Source organism: Haematobacter massiliensis, assembly GCF_000740795.1.
Classification (GTDB): Bacteria; Pseudomonadota; Alphaproteobacteria; order Rhodobacterales; family Rhodobacteraceae; genus Haematobacter; species Haematobacter massiliensis.
In genome coordinates this window covers 194,173-209,881 of record NZ_JGYG01000001.1, presented here as the reverse complement: position 1 = coordinate 209,881, position 15,709 = coordinate 194,173, and the positions used below count along the sequence as shown (strand labels likewise).

General features: G+C 61.3%; 18 protein-coding genes. 6 read left to right on the top strand and 12 right to left on the bottom strand.

Annotated features, from left to right (window positions below; all coding sequences use genetic code 11):
• The first annotated feature begins 23 nt into the window (after positions 1 to 23).
• Positions 24 to 1,262, top strand: a complete 1,239-nt coding sequence (locus CN97_RS01025; RefSeq protein ID WP_084683930.1) for an MFS transporter — start codon at positions 24 to 26, stop codon at positions 1,260 to 1,262.
• A 330-nt stretch (positions 1,263 to 1,592) separates the two neighbouring features.
• On the opposite strand, the gene CN97_RS01020 is transcribed toward CN97_RS01025, so the two are convergent.
• From CN97_RS01020 to wrbA, 5 genes are all read right to left on the bottom strand, one after another.
• Positions 1,593 to 2,045, bottom strand: coding sequence for a carboxymuconolactone decarboxylase family protein (locus CN97_RS01020; RefSeq protein WP_035705842.1), 453 nt, complete (start codon positions 2,043 to 2,045; stop codon positions 1,593 to 1,595).
• 155 nt (positions 2,046 to 2,200) lie between these two features.
• Complete coding sequence (locus CN97_RS01015) at positions 2,201 to 2,521, bottom strand: VOC family protein (RefSeq protein WP_207391642.1); 321 nt, start codon at positions 2,519 to 2,521, stop codon at positions 2,201 to 2,203.
• Complete coding sequence (locus tag CN97_RS01010) at positions 2,518 to 2,907, bottom strand: VOC family protein (RefSeq protein ID WP_035705839.1); 390 nt, start codon at positions 2,905 to 2,907, stop codon at positions 2,518 to 2,520. The genes CN97_RS01015 and CN97_RS01010 overlap by 4 nt, the downstream gene beginning before the upstream one ends.
• Positions 2,907 to 4,127: an MFS transporter gene (locus CN97_RS01005; RefSeq protein WP_051910875.1), complete on the bottom strand. Its 1,221-nt coding sequence runs from the start codon at positions 4,125 to 4,127 to the stop codon at positions 2,907 to 2,909. The genes CN97_RS01010 and CN97_RS01005 overlap by 1 nt, the downstream gene beginning before the upstream one ends.
• Complete coding sequence (wrbA, locus tag CN97_RS01000; RefSeq protein WP_035705834.1) at positions 4,127 to 4,753, bottom strand: NAD(P)H:quinone oxidoreductase; 627 nt, start codon at positions 4,751 to 4,753, stop codon at positions 4,127 to 4,129. Before wrbA ends, CN97_RS01005 begins: the two co-directional genes overlap by 1 nt.
• A gap of 102 nt (positions 4,754 to 4,855) precedes the next feature.
• On the opposite strand from wrbA, the gene CN97_RS00995 reads away from it, so the two are divergent.
• Positions 4,856 to 5,776 (top strand): LysR family transcriptional regulator, encoded by a 921-nt coding sequence (locus tag CN97_RS00995; RefSeq protein ID WP_035705831.1) that lies wholly within the window; start codon positions 4,856 to 4,858, stop codon positions 5,774 to 5,776.
• Positions 5,777 to 5,978: 202 nt separating this feature from the next.
• Here CN97_RS00995 and CN97_RS00990 read toward each other — a convergent pair whose 3' ends face one another.
• Positions 5,979 to 6,896 carry a LysR family transcriptional regulator gene (locus CN97_RS00990; RefSeq protein WP_051910874.1) on the bottom strand — a complete coding sequence of 306 codons (918 nt, stop codon included), beginning with the start codon at positions 6,894 to 6,896 and terminating at the stop codon, positions 5,979 to 5,981.
• A 130-nt stretch (positions 6,897 to 7,026) separates the two neighbouring features.
• On the opposite strand from CN97_RS00990, the gene gstA reads away from it, so the two are divergent.
• Both gstA and CN97_RS00980 read left to right on the top strand, forming a co-directional pair.
• Positions 7,027 to 7,653, top strand: a complete 627-nt coding sequence (gene gstA, locus CN97_RS00985) for a glutathione transferase GstA (RefSeq protein WP_035705828.1) — start codon at positions 7,027 to 7,029, stop codon at positions 7,651 to 7,653.
• A 25-nt stretch (positions 7,654 to 7,678) separates the two neighbouring features.
• Positions 7,679 to 7,993: a DMT family transporter gene (locus tag CN97_RS00980; protein ID WP_035705826.1), complete on the top strand. Its 315-nt coding sequence runs from the start codon at positions 7,679 to 7,681 to the stop codon at positions 7,991 to 7,993.
• 452 nt (positions 7,994 to 8,445) lie between these two features.
• On the opposite strand, the gene CN97_RS00975 is transcribed toward CN97_RS00980, so the two are convergent.
• From CN97_RS00975 to CN97_RS00965, 3 genes are read right to left on the bottom strand one after another with little or no spacing between them, the layout of a single operon-like run.
• Positions 8,446 to 8,895, bottom strand: coding sequence for a nucleoside deaminase (locus CN97_RS00975; RefSeq protein WP_084683963.1), 450 nt, complete (start codon positions 8,893 to 8,895; stop codon positions 8,446 to 8,448).
• A 35-nt stretch (positions 8,896 to 8,930) separates the two neighbouring features.
• The gene (locus CN97_RS00970; RefSeq protein WP_035705821.1) at positions 8,931 to 9,305 is read right to left on the bottom strand and encodes a DMT family transporter; all 375 of its coding nucleotides are present in this window, start codon (positions 9,303 to 9,305) and stop codon (positions 8,931 to 8,933) included.
• Between the two features lie 39 nt (positions 9,306 to 9,344).
• Positions 9,345 to 9,665 (bottom strand): DMT family transporter, encoded by a 321-nt coding sequence (locus CN97_RS00965; RefSeq protein WP_035705818.1) that lies wholly within the window; start codon positions 9,663 to 9,665, stop codon positions 9,345 to 9,347.
• Between the two features lie 163 nt (positions 9,666 to 9,828).
• Between CN97_RS00965 and CN97_RS00960 the strand changes: the two genes are divergently transcribed.
• Complete coding sequence (locus tag CN97_RS00960) at positions 9,829 to 10,683, top strand: LysR substrate-binding domain-containing protein (protein WP_242685159.1); 855 nt, start codon at positions 9,829 to 9,831, stop codon at positions 10,681 to 10,683.
• Between the two features lie 98 nt (positions 10,684 to 10,781).
• Here the strand turns inward: CN97_RS00960 and CN97_RS00955 are convergent, their stop codons facing one another.
• The 3 genes from CN97_RS00955 to CN97_RS00945 form a co-directional block, all read right to left on the bottom strand.
• Positions 10,782 to 11,918 carry a pyridoxal-phosphate dependent enzyme gene (locus tag CN97_RS00955; protein WP_035705812.1) on the bottom strand — a complete coding sequence of 379 codons (1,137 nt, stop codon included), beginning with the start codon at positions 11,916 to 11,918 and terminating at the stop codon, positions 10,782 to 10,784.
• A gap of 229 nt (positions 11,919 to 12,147) precedes the next feature.
• A complete protein-coding gene (locus tag CN97_RS00950; protein WP_242685158.1) occupies positions 12,148 to 13,107 on the bottom strand; it encodes a LysR family transcriptional regulator in 960 nt (319 codons plus the stop codon).
• Positions 13,108 to 13,110: 3 nt separating this feature from the next.
• On the bottom strand, positions 13,111 to 14,694 hold the full coding sequence (locus CN97_RS00945; protein WP_035705806.1) for an MFS transporter: 1,584 nt from the start codon (positions 14,692 to 14,694) through the stop codon (positions 13,111 to 13,113).
• Positions 14,695 to 14,804: 110 nt separating this feature from the next.
• Between CN97_RS00945 and CN97_RS00940 the strand changes: the two genes are divergently transcribed.
• On the top strand, positions 14,805 to 15,596 hold the full coding sequence (locus tag CN97_RS00940; protein ID WP_035705803.1) for a helix-turn-helix transcriptional regulator: 792 nt from the start codon (positions 14,805 to 14,807) through the stop codon (positions 15,594 to 15,596).
• The last annotated feature ends 113 nt before the right edge of the window (positions 15,597 to 15,709 follow it).

The window sequence follows — 15,709 nt, the reverse complement described above, 5'->3', positions numbered from 1 at the left end:
ACCATTATTTGTAAAGGCGCTCCATGACTTCGACAGACAAGACATACGAAACCTGGACTGGCCGATCGACACATCCGCCAGCAGGCGCGGAACCGCAGAACCGGCTCCCCCTGGCCAATCTCGCGGCGTTGGCTCTCGCGACCTTCGTCACCGTGCTGACGGAGGCCCTCCCGGCAGGCATAATGCCGGTCATGAGCCTCAGTCTGGTGGTCTCTGAGGCGCTGATCGGCCAACTCGTCACCGTCTATGCGATCGGGACACTACTAACCGCCATCCCCCTGACGGCGGCGACGCAAGGATTTCGGCGACGCCCCTTGTTGCTGATCGCCATCGGCGGCTTCGCTGCCGTCAATCTGGTGACCGCCCTTTCGACCAGCTACGCCCTTACCATCGCCGCGCGGTTCGTTGCCGGCATTTTTGCCGGCCTGCTGTGGGCGCTGGTTGCCGGCTATGCAATTCGAATGGTCCCGGGCCATCTGAAGGGGCGCTCGATGACTGTTGCGATGGTCGGCATCCCACTGGCTCTTTCGATCGGTATCCCCGCCTTCACTTTCCTGGCCTCGATCGCTGGATGGCGGGCAGTCTTCGGCCTATTGAGCGGATTAGCAGTGATTCTGTTTTTCTGGGCCGCGAGGCGCCTACCCGATTTCCCCGGCCAAATGGGCAAACAACGCCTTTCGCTCATTGATGTCGTTAGGATTCCGGGCATCAGGCCGGTTCTGCTCGCCACATTTGCCTTCGTGCTAGCCCACAACACGCTATATACCTATGTTGCGCCCTTTCTGGCACCGTCTGGGCTCGGCGAGCACGTTGATCTCGCACTTCTATTCTTCGGTGTTGTAGCGCTGTCGAGCATCTGGATCGTTGGTGTCCTAATTGATCGCTGGCTTCGCGAACTCGTCCTCGGCAGCACTGTACTCTTTATCGCAGCGGCGCTTATTTTCGGCCTGGAGGGCACCAACGCTACCGCAGTCCTTATGGGTATCGTGGTCTGGGGATTGGCTTGGGGCGGCGCGGCCACACTCTTCCAGACTGCCTCGGCGAAGACCGCAGGTGAAGCCGCTGATGTCGCACAATCCATGATCGTGACGATTTGGAACCTTGCCATGGCTGGCGGCGGAATTCTCGGGGGATTTCTATTGGAGAAGGCTGGCGTCGGACCGTTTCCGTGGACAGTGATCGCGATATTGCTATTCGCGCTCATTATCGTCGGTGTTGCACGGAAATATGGTTTCGCTTCTGCGGCACGTCCTAAATTGTGAAGTAGAGTAGGATTGTAAAAAAGCTCACAAAGGCTGCACTGTGGACGGGCTCTGATTAGGCCAAAAACGGGAAGGATATGGACGCTCTTGCGATCCCAGCACCGATCAGCCCCGCCACATAAACTGGACACATCCGCGCCCGAACCTTGTGCCGCAGAGCATCGAGAAATGGCGCAAGCCAGCGCTCAAGGTCGAAACTCGAGTTGTCGCCCATGGCCGGCCCTCCAAAAGCCGACTACCCATGAATTAGGCAAACTGCGTCGCGGTGCTCGTCTTGAGTGAGCCGCGCTTCATCAGCGTGGCGACGTGCAGGCGCCCATCCGCGTTCGCTCAGCTCTGGTCCACCGGATGCTGCGACCTGAAGCCGACGCAAAGGCGGTTCCAGACATTGATCGTCCCGATTGCCACGCTGATGCGGGTGATCTCCGCCTCCGTGAAAAATGCCTGGAGCGGCTGAAAGTCAGTGTCCGGCGCGTGTGTCCGTGCGACGTTTGTCAGCGCCTCGGTCCAGCCAAGCACCGCCCGCTCACGTGCATCGAAGACAGGCGAATCGCGCCAGACGCTTATCAGGTTGATCCACTGCTCGCCCAACCCATCGCGACGCGCTTCCTTGACGTGCATATCAACGCAATAGGCGCAGCCGTTCATCTGTGAGGCCCGCAACTTGAGCAGGTGCAGAAGCCGGGGCTCAATCCCGGACGCTTTGCGCACATAGGTGTCGAGAGCGGCCACCGCCTCATAGGCGTCAGGCGCAACAGCGGGAAAGTCGAAACGGGCCTTCATGGCACTGTCCTTATTTCTTTGGTTCTTGTTCTAGAAGGTTCGCCAGATACCCGGCGTTCCCAGTTCGATCAGGTGATCATCGGGATCACGAAAGTAGATGCTGGTTCCGCCCAGTTCCCAGCGCATCCGCGCTTCGATCATGATGCCCTGCGCCTTCAGATGTTCTTCCCGTCGGGTAATGCATCCGGGTCGAAGGCGAAGCAAAAATGGGCCGGACCGGTGCCGTCGTGATAGGGAATGGTCCCACCCGGCACCACCAGGTCAACGAGCGTTGCGCCGCGCTTGAACAGCAGCAGAACAGTTGCGCTCCCTGCGTCATAAGCGACCACGCGTTCGTTACGCACCAAATCGGGAAAGCCGAAAACGCGGTCATAAAACTGCGCAGCGCGCGCGACGTTCCGCACGTAGATAGCGGTTTCCAGGATCTGCCGAACTTTCGGCCTCTTCGAGATAGGCTTTCCGCAATCGTCGGTCACGGGTTCCAGCCGCCGCTGCTATAGGGGCGGGTTATCACTTCGAGTAGGTGCCCGTTGAGATCGTTGAAATAGAGCCCACGACCACCATCATGATCGTTCATCCCGAGCTTGCGCCGTTGGGGATCAGCCCAGTAAGGCAAGCTCCGCTTGCCGAGCCGGTCATGCAAAGCGTCGAAACTCGTGTCATCGACGAGGAACGCGTAATGCTGCGGAACGACGGCATGGCCCACATCCATATAGTCGAGGTTGGCGCCATTGTCGGTGGTGACCATCCAGAATGGCCCCCATCTGCGCGGCGGCTGGAGCCCAAGTATTTCAGCCAGAAACAGGGCAGAACCGTGCGCGTCTTGCGTAGCCAGGATCGTGTGGTTGAATTCGATGCTCATCAGTGCTCTCCCATCCCGAAGCTTACCCGCTCTGCCCCGACCCTCCTGAGCGTCGAGGCCACCACGAGCACGGCAATCACCGCCGTGCCCGCCACGATGTAGGCGGCTGAATCCCAGCCGAACCGATCCAGTGCGCCGCCGATGGCTGTCGGACCAAGAATCTGTCCGAGATTGCTGCCTTGAATGATCAGACCCAGAACGACCGGAACCAACCCTGCCGCTGGCGCCACGAGTGGCGCGGAGGACAGCAGGATCGCCGGGATCACACCGCCGACAGTCGAGAACAACAGGCACAGGCCGAAGGCCGCACCGTCCGGCAGCACGGGGAGAAAGATCCCGAAGCTGGTCAGTCCCATAACGAGGCACGCGGTGATCAGGAGCGCCGGGCGGCTAAAGCCCCTGGAGAGGAGTAGACCCGCCGTCAGATTGCCGATGACGTTCACGGCCGAGGCCAGCGCGCTGAGCAGTCCTGCCGTCTGGTGCGTCACCTGTAACCGCTCCATCAGCAGCACCGGCAGGAAGCTGAAGACCGCGAAGAACATCATGCTGTAAAGCGCAATGGTGATCGCCAGCCCCACAGCGCCCCGGTCGCGTGCCACGGTCATGCTGTCGCGACGCAAGCTGTTCCAGGACATGATCTGGCCTTGCCCGCCGGCCGGAATGACAAGTGGAACGGCGATGCAGATGGCCAGCGCCAGCGCGCTGCTTGCCCACCACATTGTCCGCCAGTCTTCGAAGAACGGCCCCACCAGCATCGCCGCCGCCATGCCGATTGGCATGAAGCAGCTCCAGAGGGCGAAGGCCAGATCACGATCAGCTGGTCGCGTAACCTCTTGGAGCAATGAGGGCGCCGCGACCGTCACCAGCAGGAAACCCGCCCCTTCGATAATGCGGCCGGTAAACAGGCTGGGCAGTCCTGGTATCGCCGTGCCAAAGGCCGCGCCGGCTGTCGTGACCAAAAGGCCGATGATGAGGATGCGTCGCGCACCGAAACGCGCGACAAACGCCCCGGTCGGAATGCCGCCGACAAGGCCGATGAGCGCAAATATTCCAGTCAGCCAGCCGATCGCCGTCAGCCCGATACCAAAATCGTTCTGCAACAGAGGCGCTGCAATCGCTGCCTTGCCAACCTGCAAGGCAGCTGCAATTCCGCTACCAACGATGACGAACACGGCAGTCCAGTGCGTGGACATTGCTTTCGTTGTGGATGGCGAGTCCATCACGAGCCCCTTGCCGCGTGCCCAGCCACGAGGGCGGCCGCGATCTCGGCGACATGCCGTCCCTGGAAGCGCGCGCCCTCCAGCTCGTTTTCACTGACCTCGCGATGCCCTCCCTGTCCATCATCGGCGAGCGTCGATGCACCATAGGGCGAGCAGCCGGTGATTTCGTCCATGCGCATCTGGCCCTTGAAGCTGTAAGGCAGGCCGACGATGATCATGCCGAGGTGGAACAGAACGGTCTGGGTGGACAGGATCGTTGTTTCCTGCCCGCCATGCTGGCTGCCGGTTGAGGTGAAGACGCTGCCGACCTTTCCGACCAGCTTGTCCTCGAACCAGAGCCCGCCGGTCCGGTCGAGAAAGTTCTTCATCTGAGACGCCATATTGCCGAAGCGGGTCGGCGTTCCGATGATGATGGCGTCGTAATCCGCGAGTTCGGCCACCGTTGCGACGGCCGCGGACTGGTCGACCTTGTATCCCGAGTTTGCAGCAACAGCTTCGGGAACAAGCTCCGGCACCCGCCTGATCGCCACCGTCGCACCCGCCTCACGCGCGCCATCAGCCACGGCCGAAGCCATCGTCTCGATGTGCCCATAAGAGGAATAGTAAAGCACCAGCACCTTCGTCATCTCGTTGACCCTCGCGTTGATTTCACTGAGCGGAAGGTTGCTCCAAATGAACGAGCGAAATAAGTGATATAAAAATGATATAGACGATCATGAGGACAGATCATGCTGGACGCCCTTACGCTCGATCAGATCCGGACTTTCGTAACGATTGCCGACAGCGGCAGCTTCCGCTCCGCAGCCCAGAAGCTTTCACGCGTCCAGTCGGGCGTCAGCGCCACCATCGCCAACCTTGAGGCCGCACTTGGCGTGGAACTATTCGACCGTTCCGGCTACAAGCCGGCCTTGACACCGCAGGGGCAGATATTGCTCGGCAACGCACGCGACATCATTCTCCGCGTGGACGTATTGCGCGCCCAGGCGCGCGGTTTTGCGCATGGTGTCGAAACGGAACTCGCGATTTCCGTCGATACACTCTTTCCCATGCAGGAGGTTGCACGCGCGATCTCACGGATGCGACACGATTACCCTGCCGTTGCCGTCCGCGTCTGGTCGGAGGCTATGGGCGGTCCGCTCGATGCGCTCAGGAAGAGCCGTTGTGCGCTTGCTGTGATGGTCGGTGAAGATTTCCGCGACCCCCGCATCAAGTTCGCGCCGCTGATATCCATCAGCCAGGTCGCGGTCGTCGCTTCAAACCATCCGTTGGCCCACAGCCATGCGGGCCAACCACTGGAGCTGATGGATGTTGCCGATCATCTCCAGATCGTTCTGACCGACCCGTCCGACATATCGGCGGGCCGGGATTTCGGAGTGGTTTCTTCACAGACCTGCCGCGTCAACACGCAGGATACCAAGCACCATCTCATCCTGGGGGGAGCAGGCTGGGGGCGGCTCCCCCATTGGCTCGTTGAGAGGGATTTGGAACAGGGAACGCTCGTGCGCCTCAATGCTAGCGCCATGGGCCGCAATGGGGAGATTACATCCAGCGCTTATGTCGCCCACCGTCGGGACGAGGCACTTGGGCCCGCAGCGCAGAAACTTGCCGAACTGCTCGTCAGCCAGGAATATGGTGATCAGGGTGCTTAAGGACCTCCATTTTAAGGCTCTCACATCCTGATCCAATGTATGCGCACGGCCTCCGCTCCGGCGGGGGCGTTCGTCTCTGTTTCAGCGCTCATGCGGCTAGCGATGCCAACCGCTCCACGCTCTGCCTGAAGACAGGGCATCAGACATCGCCAGTACGATCATATACGTCGGGACCGATCGGAATTCTGCCGTTTCCAAGACATCAGGTAGCGATAGCGCGGCCCATTGCATACGAGTTGGCCGCACCCTCAAACAATTCCCGCTCGCGCGCCAACCCTTCGCCGACGAGATCGAAGAAGGCCCGCACGCGCGCCGTCCCCTTGAGATCGGCATGGGTGACGATCCAGAGTTCGCCGCTCAATTCGGCGACCGGCTCCGGCACGGCTCTTGTCACGCCGGCCTCGCTGTCGCCGAGATAACAGGGCAGCAGCGCCAGTCCGATGCCGGCCTTCGCTGCGACGAGCTGGTTGACAAGGCTGTTCGTGCGATAAACGAACGCCTCCGAGGGGGCTGCCTGCGAAAGCCAGTCGGCCGCGGCGATGCCCGGGGCAGGTTCCTCCCAGCCGATAAGTGCATGGCGATCCACGTCGCTGGCGGTTGAGAGCGGGCCACCGTTGGCATAGAGCGCCCAGGCGATGCGCGACAGCTTGCGCCCCCAGAGATCGCCTTCCTTCGGACGGATCGGCCGCAACGCGATGTCGGCCTCGCGGCGCGACAGGCTGAGCACGCGATTGTCGATCGCCAGTTCCACGACGATGCCGGGATGGGCCTGCCGGAACGCAGCGAGATGCGTTGTCAATCGGCTGTAGGCCAGCGTCTCGGATGACGTGACCTTTAGGCGTCCGCATAGACGACGATCACGGCCCGAGATGTCTCGGTCGAGCGCCAGCGCCTTGTCCTCCATGCGCTCGGCGCCGGCAGCCATGCGTGCGCCTGCCTCGGTCGTCTGATAAGCGCCGGCCGGAAGCCGCTCGAACAGCCGCACGCCGAGCCGTTCCTCCAGCGCTTTCAGGCGGCGGAAGGCGGTGGAGTGGTCGATGCCGAGCGCTAGCGCCGCCGCCGTCAGGCTGCCGGCGCGCTGAACCGCCAGCACGAGCCTGACTTCGTTCCAATCGTCCATGCTGACAGGAACAGCATCTTCTTCGCTTGCAGTCACGCAAGCACCGCTGGCGAAATGCCAATGAGCCTTGCGCGTCCGCTGGCGCTAGATTGGCTTCGACATCAGGCTACCGGCTGTAGGAGATTGGACCATGAAACTCTACTACGCCACCGGCACCTGCTCGCTCTCGCCGCATATCGTGGCGTGCGAAGCCAGTGTCCCGCTCGATCTGGAGCATGTGGACATCAGAAAATCGCCGCATGTCACTGGAAATGGTGACGACTATACGACCGTGAACCCGAGCGGCTACGTGCCGGTGCTGGTCCTCGACGACGGTTCGGTGCTGACGGAGGGCGTCGCAATCGTCCAATATCTCGCCAACCTCAGGCCCGGCTCCGGGCTCGCCCCCGCCGCTCGCACGTCGGAGCGCGGGGCGCTGCAATCCTGGCTTAATTTCATCGCCACCGAACTCCACAAGATGTTCAGCCCGTGGCTGTTCCACCCGGAATATGGCGTGCAGGCGCAGGAGGTCGCGCGTGCCAGGATTGCCCAGCGGCTGGCCCATGTGGAGCGTCATCTGGCGGCAGCCGGCCCCTTCCTGCTCGGCGAAACCTTCACCGCCGCCGACGCCTACCTGTTCACCATTGTCGGATGGTCGGATTTCGCCAAGGTCGATCTTTCCGCCTTCCCGCATCTGCGCAATTTCCAGGCGCGGGTCGGGGAACGTCCCGCCGTGCGGGAGGCTATACACGCCGAAGGCATGAAGGTGGCGTCGTGACGGCAGAACCGCTGGCGGTGCAAGGATGAGCCAAGGTCTTGCATGGCTGCTGCTGATCATCGCCGGCTTTCTCGACGTGGCCTGGGCAATCTCGATGAACTATGCCGAAGGCTACACACACCGCGGCTGGACTATCCTGTCTCTCGCGTTACTCGCCGCCTTCGTCTATCTGCTCGGCCGGGTGCTGGAGGTTCTGCCGGTCGGCACCGATTATGCGGTATGGACCGGCATCGGCGCAGCCGGAACGGTGCTGCTCGGCGAGACCATCGACCTGATGCGGCTCGGCGGCGTTGCGCTGATCGTTCTCGGCATCGTGGCGCTCAAGCTCGCGCCAGCATAGTGAGCGGAGAAAGGCCCATCAGGCCCGATCGGATCATTGTCCCGCGCCGCCGCGAGGATAACCATCAAGACCCCTGGACGGCTTTCAACGTCATTCGGGAGAATCTTGTCCGAGGCGGTTTGCTGGGGCTGCGGCTGGCGTCGGATGGTCGCATTCGCCGCACGCAAGGGCGATCCATAAATGGCATTAATCAGAATGTCGGCCTTAATCGCGCGCTTTGGACGCTAGCCGCAGGCATGCAGCGTTTGACAAAGGGATGACTGATCGGGACAAGGCCGTCGCCGCTGCGGCCTTGTCGTCTGTCTTAAGACGAAAAGCGGCTCGCTAACTACGCCCGGCCGCAAGACGAGGCAAGCGTTGTGAGGAATAGCTGCCAATACCGGGCGATGGCAGGTCACTTGCTGTCAGGATCAGAGCTTCTGTGCGGAGGCGGACTTCGTAAAGCCGCAATCCTACGGAGCGCGCCGTTTCGGATGAAACGCCAGAAAAGGCTTCAATCCCGTCGACACAGCAAGCTTGCTCACGTTAGGCGATTGCCATGTTTGAGGGTCATCGGCGAAAAGACGATAGCTGCCGCGATAATCGAAGCCATGCGCAGCGGCCTCGTCACGGTCGACAGCAAAGAAGACCTGCGATATGCCCGCACTGCGCGCGCTGATGTAGCACATCGCGCAGGGCTCTCCCGATGCGAGCAAGGTCGCTCCGCTCAGATGGGTCGTGCCGTGCGTGCGGCAGGCATCACGTATCGCTTCGACCTCGGCATGAGCAGTCGGATCGTGATGGGCCCGCACACGGTTGACCCCACGCCCGAGGATCTGTCCGTGGCGGTCGATGACGAAAGCGGTGAATGGAATGCCGCCTTCGTGGACATGCTCCATGGAGAAGGCGACGGCCTCCTCCATGAGCTGCGTCAGGCGGGATGAAGCGCCGGCCACCATCAGGACGCTTCCTTGAGCTTCGGACTGTCGGAGAGCTTCAACCAGACGACGCCGGCAATGATGACCGCGAGCCAGAATGCCTGCATCAGCGTCAGGGGCTGGTCGAGAAGGACGGTGCCTGCCGCGGCCGCGCCGACGGAGCCGATGCCTGCCCATACAGCGTAGCCGATTCCCACATCGATGGCCCGCAAGGCGGCACTCAGGAAATAGAGTGTCAGCAGGAAGAATAACAGCGCGGCGATGGACCAGCCGAGAACCGTGAAGGCCTGGCTGCCGCCGACGCTGAGCGCATAGCCAATCTCGAAGGCGCTCGCGAGCATCAACATGGCCCAGGCGCGTCCGCTGCTTTGCGGCTGTTCAATTGCATTCGTCATTTCGGGTTCCTTTCAGATTGGGAGGGATGGGTGGAGGCGTTATGCCGCGCCGCTAAGTCGCAGGCCGACCACCCCGCCGATGACGAGGGCGATCCCGAGCAGTTTCTTCACGTTCAATTCCTGGCCGAAGAACAGCGCGCCCAGGACGACGATGCCGACGCCCGCGACCGAGGTCCAGATGGCGTAACCGACACCTACGTCGAAGGTCAGCAGCGCCAGGCTGAGGAAGAAGGTGGCGATTGCGCCGCTGACGAGAGTTACGGCGGTCCACCCGATATGCGTGAAACCTTTCGCCTTCCCGGCACTGATAGCAACGGCGATTTCAAAGATTACGGCAGCTCCAAGATATAGCCAGCTCATCGAATTTTCCTTTCATTGCTGGTTGGGTCTGCCTTTCGAATTATCAGGCGTGGAAAACGCTGGCCAAAGCGTATATCTCAGGGGATGGATGAATCAGATTCATCATGAATAGTGATCAGCCTCGGGAGGTCTACAGTTGCGAAAGCTTCCGCCGCTCCACGGCTTGCGCGCCTTCGAGGCCGCCGCCCGGCATCTGCATTTCACGCGCGCTGCCGAAGAGTTGCATCTCACGCCGACGGCTATCAGCCATCAGGTACGGCAGCTTGAGGAGATCCTGGGCGTCGAGCTGTTTCGGCGCTATCCGCGCCCGGTCCGTCTTACATCCGCGGGCGAACAACTGTTTCCGGTGCTCAGGGATTCTCTCGATCGCATCGCAACCGGCATCGAGCAGTTGTCAGACCGTCAGGATGACCCGCTGCGCCTTTCCCTCACCATGGCTTTCGCCAGCAGGTGGTTGATGCCTCGGCTCCCTCAACTGCGCGAAGAGACAGGATTGAGCGTTGCCATCGAGGCGGATGACCGCGTTGCGGACTTGCATGTCTCGGGCATCGACATGGCGATACGCTATGCCGAGCGCCCCGGCACGGATGCCGAATGCCACCGGCTGTTTCCAGACCGGCTCATCCCCGTTTGCGCTCCTGGCCTGCTGCCGGGCACGGAACTGCTTTTGCCGGATCAAGTTCTCTCTCTGCCGTTGCTGCACTATCGCTGGAGATCGGGAGCAGCGAATGCGCCGAGCTGGGAGCAATGGCAGGCCCATGCGCAGGCAGACGGCGCTTCACCGAAAATCAGCCAGACATTTTCCGAGGAAGTCCACGCTTTGGATGCCGCTCTGGCAGGCCAGGGAGCCGTGCTCGCCTCGGAACATCTCGTCGGCGATCAATTGAAGACAGGCGCGCTCCTGCGGCTGTCGGACATCGCGTTGCCGGGACCAACCTACTGGGCGGTTTTCCTCACGAGCCATCCGGCAAAAGAACGGCTCACGACGCTGCTGGACTGGTTTCGGAAACAAGCCTGACGATTACAGATACAGATTGTCGTGCCTCGCGCCTTGCTAAGTGCGGCACAGCGTTATGAAGAATCTGTCCGATTTTCAGTTGGACAAAACTGTTACAGTCACCCGAATTGATCGGCGTAGAACTGCGTTGCTTTCAGCCCCGAGCCGGTCAAAATCACCACCGTCTCCTCGTCACGCCCGATCCGACCCGCTTCAACGAGTTGCCGCAGCCCGGCCACCGCATGGGCCGAAGTCGGCTCCGCGTAAAACCCCTTCGCAGCGAGGCGCTTTGCCGTGGCGATGATATCGGCCTCCGCTACCGCCGTGCTGTCGCCTCCCGTGCCGCGAATGGCAGCGACCATCTCGTCAAGCCGAAGCGGATTACGAATTGCCGTTCCCTCTGCGACAGTCGTGGAATAGTCCGGTGTGCGACCTTGCAGCACCTCGGGATGGAGAGCGTGATGGACAGGGCAGCAATTCTCGGGCTGCGTCACGAATATGCGAGGCATACTCGTGATCTCGCCGGCAGCAAGGAGTTCACTGAATGCGATATGGCAACCAAGCACATTGCTGCCGGCTGCTGCCGGAATAACAATGTTGTCGGGCGCGCGGAAACCGAGCTCTTCCCAGAGCTCGTAGCCGAGCGTCTTCGTGCCCTGCAGGAACATCGGGTGCCAATTGTGGCTGGCATAGTAAGTGCGCTCGGCCTCTTGGATAGCGGCCGTTTCCGTGTCCTGACGCGTGCCGGGCACAAGCGTCACTTTGGCCCCGTATGCGCGAAGCTGGGCAATTTTGGCCGGCTGCGTATAGTGCGGTACGAAGATGCCCACCGCCATGCCAGCGGCCGCACCATAGGCGGCAATCGCCGCTCCGCCGTTGCCGGAACTGTCCTCCACCACCGACGTGATACCGAGGGAACGTAGATGGGAGATTAGGACGGAAGCACCGCGGTCCTTGAAGGAGCCAGTTGGAGCGAACCATTCGAGCTTCAACCGGCACGAGATGCGATCGATGTCTGCGCTAACGAGTGGCGTCATTCCCTCACCCAGCGAGACCGGCTCTGCGATTTCAACCGGGAGCGCGGCGGCATAGCGCCAGATGGTGCGAACGCCGGTGCGAACGTCCGCGCGTTTGATCCCCGCGAGATCGTTCACCATGAGCGGATTGCCGTCTTGAGAACGCCAGGCGAGCGTGTCGATGGGAAGACGGGCGCCAGTGCGCGGATCGACGAAAGCGGGTGTTGAAGTGTGTGGCATTGTTCTATCCTTTGGCGGCGGCAATCATTTCGATGTCGAAACCATGATGGTTTGCGGGAACTGGGATCACCGCGCGCTGGCTTGAGTCATCCACCAGGCTGAAGAAACACAGCGACAGCGCCGCTATTGCAAGGGCTTAAGCGGCCCTCTGCAGAAGCCTCAAGTTCTTGTCTACCAGGAATGGCGGCGAACCGACGCTCTGTCCGATGTAGGAAGTGTGTTCCGCCGATTACCTGCCTGACTCACGCCTCATCCGACCTGCGAGGTTAAGCAGATTTCGCAGCGCCGGACTGCGGTTGTGCGACGACCACACCGCCGAGAAGATCAGCGGCTCGGGTTCGTTCGCAAATGGTAGGTAGATAACCTCGGAAGATGGGATCGAGGCTGCGGAAGCTTCCACGATGGTTACACCGAATCCCTGTCGAACCATCGACAGCAGGGTTTCCTGCCCGACTTGGAAGCGCAGGATCGAAGGCGCTGACCACGTCTCGGCAAGGCGCAGGATGATATGGTCATGCACGTGCGGCCCGGTGCCGCCATGGCGTACAACGACGGTCTTCCCCGCCAAGTCGCCCCATACGATGCTGGCGCGGCTTGCCAGAGGATGTCCCACCGGGAGCGCGGCCAGGATTGGTTCGCTCCAGATGCGGCGAGAGTGACAGTCCGGCGGTTCGGGTGAGCCGATCACGAAGGCCATGTCCAGCCGGCCTGCGCGCACCTGCATTATCAAACCGCGGGCCGTACCCTTGGCGATTTCCAGAGTGATACTTGGATTCTGATTCCGATACTGGAAGAGCAGGTCCGCGAGGAAGCTCTTGGAAGTCAGGCCGTTGACGCCGATGCGCAGGTGGCCGTGCTGGCCACGCGCGACCATACCAGCGGTCTTGACGGCTTGGTCGAGCTGGTCGAGGCAAGCCGTTACTTGTTTGACAAAGTGGCCGCCTGCCTCGGTAAGACGCACGCCGCGCGTGTGCCGCTCGAACAGCCGAATACCTAAATCTTCCTCTAAGGTCTTCACCCTCGTACTGACGCTGGACTGGCTCACTCCGAGCATGTTCGCTGCATGGCGAAAGTTCAGATACTCGGCAACGGCTATGGTCTGAACGAGCGACGCCATGGGAATGCGTCCACCCAACAGTGAGCGGATGGTTGAGGCTCCAAACTCTTCTTTCAGTTTACGGCGGCGCATTGTCTACTTCTCGCCTGCTGGTTCTGAAGAATGTCCGAGCGCTCCGACATGCCGCAGCGCCACGGCAGAGAGGACGGCCAGGATCGCCACGCTGATCGCGCCGAAGATGGCCGCACCATTGAAGCCTGCCGTGAACGCGGCCTGTGCTTCTTCGAGCAGACCGGCGGGCAAGTCCGACGCCACCCCATAAGCAGCCCATAAGCTGTCGGTGACTGCCGCGCGCGATTCTGCGGTAAGGTTATCGGGTATGCGACCGGACATTGAGTGGCGATAGACCGCAGTGGACAGACTCCCGAGCACGGCGATGCCGAGGGATACACCCAAGTCCTGCACCGTCTCCGACATAGCCGACGCCGATCCGGCCTTTTCCGCCGGCGCCGATCCCACCACCAGGTCGGTGCCGAGCGCGGCAATGGTGCCAAGACCAAGATAGGCCAGCGAAAAACCTGTGACGGCAACACTCACTTCCGCCGCCCCAATACCGACTCTTGTAAGCATCAGATAGCCCACGACAGACAGGGCGAGCGCTCCGGCCACGACGAAACCCGGTCGGACGCGCCGTGCCAGAATGGGCGCACCAATGCCGGCAGCGACCATCGCCAGCGCGGGCGGTCCCATCCAGAGTCCCGCAAGGAACGGCGAATAGCCGGCAACCAGTTGCAGATACTGGGTGACGAGCAACATGGTGCCGCCCACCGGCACGAGACCGAAGAGCAGCACGATCAGCGCCACGCTGAAGGCTTTGTTGGCAAAGAGGCTCAAGTCAAGCAGGGGGTCGGCAAGGCGGCGCTGACGCCGGACAAACAGAAATGCGAAGACGAGCCCCACAATGATCGGGCCGATTGCGCCGGGGCCGAAGCCATCCTTTGCGATCTGCTTAATACCATAGATTACCGGGAGCATGGCAGTGAGCGATAGACCGACGCTGGTAAGATCGATTCTCCCACTCTCCGGAGCTCTGTACTCGGGCAGCATGACTGGCGCGAGCAAAAGCAGCAGACCGACGATGGGCACCGCGATGAGGAAGGCCGCTCCCCACCAGAAATACTCCAACAGCAGGCCACCGACGACTGGCCCGGTCGCCATACCCAACGCGAACATGGTCGCCCACACGCCGAAACCAAGGGCGCGCTGGCGCGGATCGGCAAACATGTGGCTGATGAGCGCCAAGGTCGAAGGCATCAACGTCGCCCCAGCCACCCCTAGCGCGCCCCGCGCCACGATCAGCATAACGGCACTAGTGGAGAAAGCCGCAAACACCGATGCGACGGCGAAGACAGCCGCACCAATCATGAGCAGTCTGCGCCGGCCGATGCGGTCGCCTAACGTGCCCATGGTGATAAGGAAGCCGGCGATCAGGAAGCCATAGGCATCCATGATCCAGAGAGCCTCGGTGCTGGTCGGCTGCAGGTCGGCGGCTAACGCCGGCAATGTCAGATGCAAAAGCGTGAGGTCGAGCCCGAGCAGCGCGGTCGGCAGGGCCAGCAGCGCAAGCCCGAGCCATTCACGCGCCCCCGCTTTGGCAAGTGTGGTTGTTCCTTCGGCCGTAGCGCCGGAAAGGGAACCGTCGAGATTATCCTGTTTCATTTTGCCTCCTTTTCGGAGGCTGGTGCTGGCCCCCTTGTCGGATGCCTATTTTCGAAGCCAAATAATCCTGTTACAATATAAGAAATTATCCTATTACCGTGAGCAATCCCATGTCCAGTCGGACCCTAGTCCGCTCGCGAGGCGAACTCTCCGAGTTCCTGTTGCGCCACAGAACGAGGCTCGTGCCTGCGGATGTCGGCCTGGCCACAACGGGACATCGCCGCACGCCAGGTCTCCGGCGGGAGGAAGTGGCCGCGCTCGCGGGCGTCGGGCTTACCTGGTATACCTGGTTCGAGCAGGGCCGCGAAATACAAGTGTCGGAGAGTTTTCTGCTCAAGGTGGCAAAAGCCTTGAAACTGGACGACACCGAGTGCAGCCATCTCTTTCTTCTTGCACATCGTCGCCCGCCTCCGCCGGAAGCCTACCAATGGCCGTCGATCAGTGCATTGACGCAGCAATTGCTGGACGATCTGATCACACGACCTGCCTACGTCGTCAATTTGCGCTGGGATGTAATAGCGTGGAACGAGGCGGCCGACAGCCTGTTCGGCTTTTCCAGCAGAGAGGCAGCGGAGCGCAACGTCATGCGACTGGTTTTTGCGGACCCTCAGCTGCGCCGCCGCCTGCCGGCATGGCAAGAGGATGCTCCCAAGCTCCTCGCGCAGTTCCGCAGCGATCTCGCAACCGCCCCCGACGACCCCGCCATGCTTGGCCTGATCGATGATCTTAAGAAGCTGTCACCTGATTTCCGACGGTGGTTCGAGCAACCTGGCAGGGACAGCTACAGCAGGGGCATTGGCGCTATCCTTGATCTAAATGGTGCGCGGCTCAATTTTGCTCACGAGACGCTTATCGCGGATGAGCACCGCCACCTCAGGATGATCATCTACTTTCTGCACTGAGCTTGCTTCCAGCTATCGGCGTGGTTCCCGAAAGGTCGGACCTCGATCATCGTCGCACCGACATCAGTGAGGTGGCGGCACCATGGCCATTCGCTCGCACGGCGGGTAGCCCA